This window comes from Lonsdalea britannica, from assembly GCF_946477055.1.
Classification (GTDB): domain Bacteria; phylum Pseudomonadota; class Gammaproteobacteria; order Enterobacterales; family Enterobacteriaceae; genus Lonsdalea; species Lonsdalea britannica_A.
On sequence record NZ_CAMKXG010000167.1, the window covers coordinates 1 to 8,002 of the forward strand.

Below are 8,002 nucleotides of genomic sequence, written 5' to 3' on the forward strand. Positions count from 1 at the left end.
GCATCGGCGCCCTTCAGTGTGCCTACGCGTTCGCGCAGGCTGGAAGAGAAGTCGAGATCGCCTTGCATCGCGCGTTCGGTGATCGCCGCCACCTGATCGCCCACGCCCGCCAGGTTGGCGATTTCATCAATGCACTCGATCTGGATCGCCGTGGAGTCCATATCCATGACCAGCAAACCGGGCGAGCGCAGGGTGGGGTGATTCCCCATCGCGGCCACGTCCAGCCCCAGCGTGTGCGCGGACTCGGCGATATGCGGCGTCAGAATGCCCGCCAGTCGAACGACCTGATAGTCGCCTACGCTCCAGGCGCTTACGATGACCATCGGTTCATCCAGCAGGCGCTGCATACGGGATAACGCGTTTTTGTCGAGCGTGTCGCCGTAGAGCAGCCAGCCGGTGTTGCCCGCCCGATAGTCCAGCGGCATGACTTCGTCACCGCTGAGCGACAGCGGCAAATTGGGCCAGCAATTGATCTCAACGGGCAGATCGCGATAGGTCAAACGGTTCGACATGGGGTAAATCCTTTCCTGCGGGTGTTGTGTTGACGACGTAGAACGGTCATAAAGAGGACAATGATAAAACAACGCAACAAGCTATCCTATCGTCAACGCTTCTGGCAACATTAAACTCTCCAAATCGCTCAGGTGTTCCCATGGTTCGGGCTCGGTTGAAATTTCGCTTACATCGTACGGCTATTGTGCTGATCTGTCTGGCGTTGCTGGTGATCCTTATGCAGGGATCGTCGTACTTTAGCCTCAGTCATCAAATGGCTCGCTCTGAACAGGTTGAAGAGCTGACGCGGACGTTGACCCGTCAGGTCGCGTTTAGCCTGACCCCGTTGCTGGAAGGCAATGATGACAACACCCAGCGGATCCACGACGTGTTACGCAATCTGACCGATCGCAGCCGGATTCTGGACGCAGGCATCTATGCGCTGGACGGTACGCTGATATCGCGGGCCGGGGAGCAGATCCCGTTACGCGACCGGTTGGCGCTGGATGGCAATCGGGCCGGTAGCTACTTCAACCATCAACTGGTCGAACAGATCAACGGTAAAGACGGGCCGATTGGCTTTCTCCGCGTGACGCTGGACACTCATGTGCTGGCGACTGAAGCCAAACAGGTGGACAACACGACCAATATTCTTCGGCTGATGATCCTGCTCGCGCTGGCCATCGGCATTATTCTTGCGCGAACGCTGTTGCAGCACCGCCGTTCCCGCTGGCAGCAGTCGCCCTATCTGTTGACCGCCAATACGCCGGTTGAGGATGACGATCCGGATAACGACGACGAAAATGGTGATGCTTCGCACGAGCCTGGTTCTCGTCGCTGACCGCCGGCGGACTCCTTTATATGGCGTCATGCTTCATAAAAATGTTTCCCGCAGCGCTCGCGGCTGACCATAGGCTCGTTCGCCGCCGTGGGGCTGATAAACGGTAAAGAAAAGGTGCGTCTTTCAGTCACTGATTGTTTATGACTGGTAAATCAGAGAAAATGCCCCGCTTAACGATTGATTTCCGCTCTGCCTGACGTGACATCGCTGCGATCTGATGCTGACGCCGGGTGCTAACCTGAAGAAGCCTGAACAACATGTCTCCAAGTGAATTTGCCCGCGAAGTCTCGAAACGACGGACTTTTGCCATTATTTCCCACCCTGACGCCGGTAAAACCACCATCACGGAAAAGGTTTTGCTGTTCGGACAGGCGATCCAGACCGCCGGTACGGTAAAAGGCCGCGGCTCTAATCATCACGCCAAATCCGACTGGATGGAAATGGAAAAACAACGTGGTATCTCCATCACGACGTCCGTGATGCAGTTCCCGTATCGGGATAGCCTGGTCAATCTGCTGGATACCCCGGGGCATGAAGACTTCTCGGAAGATACCTACCGCACGCTGACCGCTGTCGACTGCTGTCTGATGGTGATCGATGCCGCGAAAGGGGTGGAAGATCGTACACGTAAACTGATGGACGTTACCCGTCTGCGCGATACCCCGATTCTGACCTTTATGAACAAGCTCGACCGCGACATTCGCGATCCGATGGAGCTGCTGGATGAAGTGGAAAGCGAGCTGAACATCGCCTGTTCGCCCATCACCTGGCCTATCGGCTGCGGCAAGCTGTTTAAAGGGGTCTATCACCTTTATAAAGACGAAACCTACCTGTATCAGCGCGGAATGGGGCACACCATCCAGGAACTGCGCGTTATTAAAGGGCTGGATAACCCTGAGCTGGACAGCGCGGTCGGCGAAGAGCTGGCGGCCCAGCTGCGCGAAGAGCTGGAACTGGTACAGGGCGCGTCCAACGAATTCGAAGAAGAGGCTTTCCTGAGCGGCGATTTGACGCCGGTCTTCTTCGGCACCGCGCTGGGTAACTTCGGCGTGGACCACATGCTGGATGGGCTGGTCGACTGGGCGCCGACGCCGATGCCGCGTAAAACCAACGTGCGTGAAGTGGTCGCGTCGGAAGAGAAATTCACCGGCTTCGTGTTCAAGATCCAGGCCAATATGGACCCGAAACACCGCGACCGCGTTGCTTTCATGCGCGTCGTGTCGGGTAGATATGAGAAAGGCATGAAGCTGCGTCAGGTGCGGATCGGCAAAGATGTGACGATCGCGGACGCGCTGACTTTCATGGCGGGCGACCGTTCCCATGTAGAAGAGGCCTATCCCGGCGACATCATCGGCCTGCATAACCACGGCACCATCCAGATTGGCGATACGTTCACGCAGGGCGAAGACATGAAGTTCACCGGTATTCCGAACTTTGCCCCTGAGCTGTTCCGCCGCATTCGTCTGCGCGATCCGCTGAGACAGAAACAGCTGCTGAAAGGATTGGTTCAGCTGTCTGAAGAGGGCGCTGTGCAGGTGTTCCGTCCGCTGATCAATAACGATCTGATCGTGGGCGCGGTTGGGGTACTGCAGTTTGATGTGGTCGTTGCCCGTCTGAAGACGGAGTACAACGTGGAAGCGGTTTATGAGTCGGTCAACGTTTCGACCGCGCGCTGGGTAGAATGCGGCGACGTCAAAAAGCTGGAAGAGTTTAAGCGTAAGAATGAACAGCATCTGGCGCTGGATGGCGGCGACAACCTGACCTATGTGGCGCCCACCATGGTCAACCTGAATCTGACTCAGGAACGTTACCCTGACGTACAGTTCCATAAAACGCGCGAACATTAATTTTCTGCTTAAGATTTACGCAGATGACATAAGCCAGGCTCACGCCTGGCTTTTTGCTATTTTATCAATATATTTCAAATAATTAACTCCCATTCCCTCCACGTCAGACCTCGTTTTACCGCACGGACAAATCTGAATCTCTCGAATTTGCTGTCTTTTTCATCGGGTGGTCTGGGTTTTTATCCGCAGTCGGCTATAGTTAACTATGTGTACGACATTTCTAGTTTGTTTCACTGTTAATTTAACGAGAGGCAGCGAGTTGTATTGATGTGTTGGTAATTTGCGGCATGACAATCTATTTAGTGGCCGATGCCGGCTACGATGCGCTAGCCCCGTGATTGACTCTTTATGAGCACATTCCGTGCAGTGAAACAGTGGCAACAAAAAGGAAGATCTAGATGAAAAAGACCAAGATTGCACAATCAGTAATGGCCGTTGTTCTGGGTACTATGTTGCTGGGCGGTCAGGCGATGGCAGAAGAAACGTTCAGCCAGAAAGTGAAGAACGTGGCCGACACCACCGGACAGAAAGTCGATAGCTCCATGACTTCTGCAGGAAATTATCTGGATGACAGCACCATCACCGCCAAGGTGAAAAGCGCGCTGTTGGAAGATAAAACGATTGATAGCGGCGACATCTCCGTCGCGACGTCTAAAGGCGTCGTAACCCTGAGCGGTTTTGTCGCAAGCCAGGATCTTTCCGCGCACGCGGTCAGCATCGCGAGCAAGACCGAGGGCGTGAAGTCCGTCAGCGATAAGCTGCAGGTCAAAGATGAAAAAGGTTCCCAGACCGTCGGCGCTTATGCCGGAGATACGGTAACCACCAGCAAAGTCAAAGCGAAATTCCTGGCGGACAGCATCGTTCCGTCTCGCCACATCAAAGTTGAAACGCATGACGGCATTGTGCAGCTGACCGGTCAGGTATCGACGGCGGCACAGTCTGCTCAGGCGGAAAGTTTGGCCAAGACTGTTGAAGGGGTCAAAAGCGTCAAGAATGACCTGACGGTTAAATCCTAATTCAGCTCCGACTCCGGGTTATGCCGTTCCTCGGGTAACCCGCGATCACATCTGCGCGGCGGCTATCTCGCCGCCGCGCCTGTCAGGACGACTCACCGACGGTATCTTCGCTCAGGGCGGCTTCGGCGCCATCAGACCAATGAGCGCGGTTTCGGGCTCATGGTTCTGCCCCGTCGGATAGCCGCGTTGCGTTCTAAGACGCTGGCTGCAACAACATCACTTTAATCACCCGATATTGAAGGAGAGCGTATGTTTCGTTGGGGTATTATTTTTCTGATTGTAGCGCTGATCGCCGCCGCGCTGGGTTTCGGCGGACTGGCGGGTGTCGCGGCGAGTGCAGCTAAAATCGTCTTCGTGATTGGTATCATTCTATTCCTGATCAGTCTCTTTATGGGACGCAGGCGTCCATAGCGATAGCGGCCTGTAGGTGTCGCTGAGGACGTGAACTTCAGTCTGTGCTCTATCACGTCGGTTAACGTCGGCCCGGCATCCATAAGGATGTGCGGGCCGGTTTTATATCCAACGGATAAGGCTGCCTGTCTTTCGCGTTATCCCGATAGGCTGCGTCTTGCGTTGGCTCCCATCCGATAAAAGGCCGGCGGACAGGTCTGTCGCAGGCACATGTCGCTGAGGGCGGGTAACTGCTATCCTCACTTCCTCTCATTCAGCATGGAGGCCGCATATGCTTACGCCGGGTTTTGAACAAACTGCCAGCCAGACCGACCGACGCTCTGACACGCCGGGTCCGCTGATCGATACCCACTGCCATTTTGACGTTCCGTTGTTTCTGAATGACGAGTCTGACAGCCTGCGACGCGCTCAGGACGCGGGCATTACCGATATCATTATCCCTGCGGTAGACGCCCATCACTTCGACCTCATCCTGCAACTTGCCCAACGGTGGCCTGGTTTGCATGCGGCGCTGGGATTGCACCCGTTATATATTGATCGTCATGACGAAAAGGATTTAGCGTTGCTGGACGCCCGGCTGCAGTCGCATCGGGAAAGCGTAGTCGCGGTCGGTGAGATTGGATTGGATCTCTATATGGACGATCCACAGTTCGATCGCCAATGCCACTTTCTCGGCGAACAGTTGGCGCTGGCTCGTCGTCACGATCTGCCGGTGATCCTGCACTCCCGGCGGACACATGACCGTTTGGCGGCGATACTACGGCGATATCCGTTGCCGCGCACGGGCGTGGTGCATGGATTTTCAGGCAGCTATGAGCAGGCGATGGCGTTTATCCGGCAGGGCTTTTATATCGGCGTTGGCGGCACTATCACCTATCCGCGCGCCAGCAAAACACGCAAAGCGATAGCGAAATTGCCGTTGGAATTTCTGTTATTGGAAACGGATGCGCCGGATATGCCTGTATCGGGTCATCAGGGGGCGCCCAATCGGCCGGAACGCCTACGCGACGTATTCGCGTCGTTGTGTGAACTGCGGGAAGAAACATCGACGCAATTAGTCGCGGCCCTCTGGACAAATTCGCAGCGTTTATTCCAGCTTTCTGAGATGGATGAATTCTAATCACATGTTATAAGCGACAAAAAAATTTAACATCCGGTTTGATAATGCCGGAATAGTCCCTTTTTCTTCCCGCCAGACTTATCCATTTTCCTCTTCTGACCCACTCTATTCGCGGCTGCGATATGACGTTTTATTGTTTTATGACAATAGGTAACGTAATGAATAGTGGGTAGAAAGAGGAGGAATAATGCACTTTTATCCCAAAATGTACAATATTTCAGAATATTTGACGTTTTTATTCATTTAATGTTGTATGCATCGTTGGCTGCTGCCGATATGCCTTTTGTCGGCCCACTTCTCCGTTTGTTAAGTTTTCTAAAGAGAAGGGACGCACCCTGGCAGTAGCATAGGCTTTGTTGTTTATTACTTTCTCTATTAAAGGGATTTTCCATGGAAATATTGATGAGTCTGGTGGGGATGGCCGTACTAATCCTGGTCGGAATCATGCTGTCTAATAACCGTAAGGCTATCAGCGTTCGTACGGTCCTAGGCGCTTTTTTGATCCAGATCTGTATTGGCGTATTGGCGCTATATGTTCCCCTGGGGCGTCAGATCCTGGCCAGCATCACGTCCGGCGTAGGTAACGTCATCGGCTACGGCAATGACGGGATCGCTTTTATGTTCGGCGGTCTGGCCTCGGATAAAATGTTCGAGATTTTCGGCGGCGGCGGTTTTGTCTTTGCGCTGCGGGTACTGCCGATGATTGTGTTCTTCTCTTCCCTGATCGCGGTGCTGTACTACCTCGGCATCATGCAGTGGGTCGTCCGCCTGCTGGGCGGCAGCCTACAGTGGCTATTGCGGACCTCGCGCACCGAATCTCTCTCCGCCACCGCGAATATCTTCGTCGGCATGACGGAGGCGCCGTTAGTGGTGCGTCCCTATATTGCGGGTATGACGCAATCCGAACTGTTTGCCGTCATGTGCGGCGGGCTGGCCTCTATCTCCGTTTCCGTTCTTGCGGGCTATGCGCAGATGGGTGTGCCGTTGGAGTATCTGATCGCCGCTTCCTTTATGGCCGCGCCGGGCAGCCTGCTGTTTGCCAAGCTGATCATGCCGGAAACGGAACAGACGCATGACCGCGATACGGTGCAGAATTTCGACGGTGAAGAACAGAAACCGGGCAACGTGATCGACGCAGCGGCGGGCGGTGCGGCGTCAGGTTTGCAATTGGCGCTAAATGTTGGCGCAATGTTACTGGCTTTTATCGCTTTGATTGCTTTACTTAACGGTATCCTCAGCGGAATCGGAGGCTGGTTCGATTATCCTCAGCTGTCCCTCGAGCTGGTTCTGGGCTGGATTTTTGCCCCCGTGGCATTCCTGATCGGCGTGCCGTGGAGTGAAGCGACCGTTGCCGGTTCGTTCATCGGCCAGAAGCTGGTTGTTAATGAATTCGTGGCCTATTTGAATTTGAGCCCCTACCTCAAGCCTGACGATATTGTCGCGGCCTCCGGTTTACAGGTGCTGTCTACACACACTAAAGCGATTGTCTCGTTTGCGCTGTGCGGCTTCGCTAATTTGTCCTCTATCGCCATTCTCATCGGCGGCTTGGGCAGCATGGCCCCGAATAGACGTCAGGACATTGCCCGTTTCGGAATGAAAGCCATTGCGGCAGGAACGCTATCGAATCTGATGAGCGCCAGTATCGCCGGTTTCTTTCTGGCTTTGTGAGTAGTGTTTTACAGGGAGGTGGCGCTGCTGCTTCTCTGTACTGTGAACTAGTGGCATATGCACTATGTTCCGCTTGAAGAGTTAACGAATATGCTTTCTGTTTTTATAGAAGATATAGAGTGGGTTACGTTCCACCAGGCTGACAGCGAAGCTATTTACCCTGGGGTAGGGGCTCGCTGCCATTTCTCCCTGCGGACTTATCGTGATGATTTGTTCTTTCGTGCGGGGATTCCTTTCACAGCAGAAATTGCACGCTCAGTGCCTAAGCGTCGGGCTGAGTATCTGGCCGGACGTTATCTCGCCCGCCGGGTGCTTGAACGCCTGGGGGTTGAGCGATACACATTGAAAAACGGCGAGGATCGTTCGCCGCAGTGGCCCGACTTTATCGTTGGGTCGTTGAGCCATAACGCAGACTGCGCGCTCTGCGCGGCCCACATGCGTCAGGATACGGCCTCCTACGTCGGATTGGATGTCGAGACGGTCATGAGCGAGGAGCGGGCGAACAGCCTGTGGCCGGGGATCATCAACGATGAAGAGTTCGACTGGTTGCATGAGACGTTCCCCGGTCGTTTCTCGACGTTGCTGACGCTGGCGTTCTCCGCCAAGG

8 protein-coding genes are annotated in these 8,002 nt (G+C 54.5%); 7 read left to right on the forward strand and 1 reads right to left on the reverse strand.

Features of this window, described 5'->3' with window-relative positions; all coding sequences use genetic code 11:
- A partial coding sequence (locus Q7O77_RS11740; RefSeq protein WP_304167347.1) for a DUF5609 domain-containing protein occupies positions 1–512 on the reverse strand: 512 nt, incomplete at its 3' end.
- Between the two features lie 140 nt (positions 513–652).
- Between Q7O77_RS11740 and Q7O77_RS11745 the strand changes: the two genes are divergently transcribed.
- From Q7O77_RS11745 to Q7O77_RS11775, 7 genes are all read left to right on the forward strand, one after another.
- The gene (locus Q7O77_RS11745) at positions 653–1,333 is read left to right on the forward strand and encodes a YtjB family periplasmic protein (protein WP_304167350.1); all 681 of its coding nucleotides are present in this window, start codon (positions 653–655) and stop codon (positions 1,331–1,333) included.
- A gap of 257 nt (positions 1,334–1,590) precedes the next feature.
- On the forward strand, positions 1,591–3,180 hold the full coding sequence (gene prfC / locus Q7O77_RS11750; protein ID WP_304167353.1) for a peptide chain release factor 3: 1,590 nt from the start codon (positions 1,591–1,593) through the stop codon (positions 3,178–3,180).
- Positions 3,181–3,578: 398 nt separating this feature from the next.
- Complete coding sequence (gene osmY, locus Q7O77_RS11755; RefSeq protein WP_304167356.1) at positions 3,579–4,196, forward strand: molecular chaperone OsmY; 618 nt, start codon at positions 3,579–3,581, stop codon at positions 4,194–4,196.
- 249 nt (positions 4,197–4,445) lie between these two features.
- Positions 4,446–4,607 (forward strand): DUF1328 domain-containing protein, encoded by a 162-nt coding sequence (locus Q7O77_RS11760; RefSeq protein ID WP_085653131.1) that lies wholly within the window; start codon positions 4,446–4,448, stop codon positions 4,605–4,607.
- Positions 4,608–4,878: 271 nt separating this feature from the next.
- A complete protein-coding gene (locus tag Q7O77_RS11765; RefSeq protein ID WP_304167360.1) occupies positions 4,879–5,727 on the forward strand; it encodes a TatD family hydrolase in 849 nt (282 codons plus the stop codon).
- A gap of 390 nt (positions 5,728–6,117) precedes the next feature.
- The gene (locus Q7O77_RS11770) at positions 6,118–7,395 is read left to right on the forward strand and encodes a NupC/NupG family nucleoside CNT transporter (protein WP_304167363.1); all 1,278 of its coding nucleotides are present in this window, start codon (positions 6,118–6,120) and stop codon (positions 7,393–7,395) included.
- Positions 7,396–7,485: 90 nt separating this feature from the next.
- Positions 7,486–8,002, forward strand: a 517-nt coding sequence (locus tag Q7O77_RS11775) for a 4'-phosphopantetheinyl transferase (RefSeq protein WP_304167366.1), incomplete at its 3' end; no start/stop codon positions are given.

Bases quoted from the DNA above. Each gene is read 5' to 3' on its own strand.
- osmY (WP_304167356.1), top strand. From the start codon at position 3,579: ATGAAAAAGACCAAGATTGCACAATCAGTAATGGCCGTTGTTCTGGGT.
- Q7O77_RS11745 (WP_304167350.1), top strand. From the start codon at position 653: ATGGTTCGGGCTCGGTTGAAATTTCGCTTACATCGTACGGCTATTGTG.
- Q7O77_RS11770 (WP_304167363.1), top strand. From the start codon at position 6,118: ATGGAAATATTGATGAGTCTGGTGGGGATGGCCGTACTAATCCTGGTC.
- Q7O77_RS11760 (WP_085653131.1), top strand. From the start codon at position 4,446: ATGTTTCGTTGGGGTATTATTTTTCTGATTGTAGCGCTGATCGCCGCC.
- prfC (WP_304167353.1), top strand. From the start codon at position 1,591: ATGTCTCCAAGTGAATTTGCCCGCGAAGTCTCGAAACGACGGACTTTT.
- Q7O77_RS11765 (WP_304167360.1), top strand. From the start codon at position 4,879: ATGCTTACGCCGGGTTTTGAACAAACTGCCAGCCAGACCGACCGACGC.